The sequence below is a fragment of the Okeania sp. SIO2B9 genome (genome assembly GCF_010672505.1).
Lineage (GTDB): Bacteria > Cyanobacteriota > Cyanobacteriia > Cyanobacteriales > Microcoleaceae > Okeania > Okeania hirsuta.
This window is the reverse complement of sequence record NZ_JAAHGK010001643.1, coordinates 1-1,374: the sequence shown is the minus strand read 5'-3', so window position 1 is coordinate 1,374 and position 1,374 is coordinate 1. Positions and strand designations below refer to the sequence as shown.

1 protein-coding gene is annotated in these 1,374 nt (G+C 31.1%); it reads left to right on the top strand.

Features of this window, described 5'->3' with window-relative positions; translation table 11 throughout:
- The first annotated feature begins 315 nt into the window (after positions 1-315).
- A complete protein-coding gene (locus F6K13_RS35670) occupies positions 316-1,353 on the top strand; it encodes a glycoside hydrolase family protein (RefSeq protein WP_353735757.1) in 1,038 nt (345 codons plus the stop codon).
- Positions 1,354-1,374: the final 21 nt, after the last annotated feature.

Here is a 1,374-nt window from a genome sequence, read left to right as displayed (position 1 = left end):
TTCCATTAATGAAAATACCGATAATGAAAATACCGATTATACTGGACTTGGTATAAGTTATGGCATAGCACATTTTAAAATTATTTTAATACAGTAATTATTATAAAAAAATCAGCTATTGTACTAAAAAAAAAGGGGCGCAACTTTTTAATAATTAGGTTAAACTAGAGGTTGATTAGGAAACTTTACTACATGAAATTCATAGTAGGTAGCTCCCAAAAAAATGTTGAAAATTCCTCCTTTATTATTTAGATGCATCCGGTTAAACCTAAGATTATCAGAAGAAAGAAGTCAAGGTCTTCTTATGGTCGTTTTATGCTTTTAAAACGTTTAATTTTTATATCTATATTTATCATCTCTTTTATTTCATTTTTCCAAATTTTTAAGGGGAACTCAAATATAAGTAAACAGGAAATAACTAAATTAATTTCTCCTAATAAATATAATTACAATGGTGGAGATAAATGGCCTCAACTAGCAATGAAAGGTGGAGATCCTTATATTCGTGCATTAATGCGAACTATTTCAGCTAGCGAGTCTAATTATTCTCGGCCTTATCATGTTGTTTATACAGGTAAAAATGTATCTAATTTGAGTAAACATCCAGACTGGTGTATTACCATCGTTTCTGGTCCGAATAAAGGGAATTGTAGCACTGCAGCTGGACGATATCAAATGTTAACAAATACTTGGTATCTAATGGCAAGACGTTATCATCCTCAACGTGGCTGGTTTATGTTTTGGGAATCTTACAGTTTTGAGCCAAAATATCAGGATGCTGTTGTACATGGTTGGTTAAGCGATCGCAAATATTGGAAAGCAGATATTCCTGGGTTATTAAGAAAAGGAAAATTAGACCGAGTTTTGCGGTTATTATCTGGAACATGGACGAGTTTAGGATATGGAATTGAAACTAATTCTATGAGTAGGAATTTACCAAGAGTATATCGGGAAGTTTTGGAAAATGAATTAAGTATTTTAGGGGATAATTTTTATCAAAAAAAGGAAAACTCTGTGATAGTTGAGTATTTTCCTAAGGATGTTGACAATGGAGTAGTTGAAAAAGCTTTAAGAACTTTAGATGATCAGTTAATACTTTTACCAACTATAGTAGTGGATATGCCTAGTAATTCAATTTGGTTTGGTTCAGCAGTAAGTATAAAAGATGTTAAATTAGTTGCTGAAAAATTAATTAGTTCAGGTGTTAGTATTAAAGCTATTCGGCCTTTTAATAAAAAAGTTGCATTCTCAGATTTATTGATTCAAGTGGGAGCTGACCCAGAGGTAAAAAATAGACCATCTTTAACCTTAGAGGAAGTTCGGGAAAAATCTAGTTTTACTAGAGATGATTAATTCAAAAATTAATAATTAATA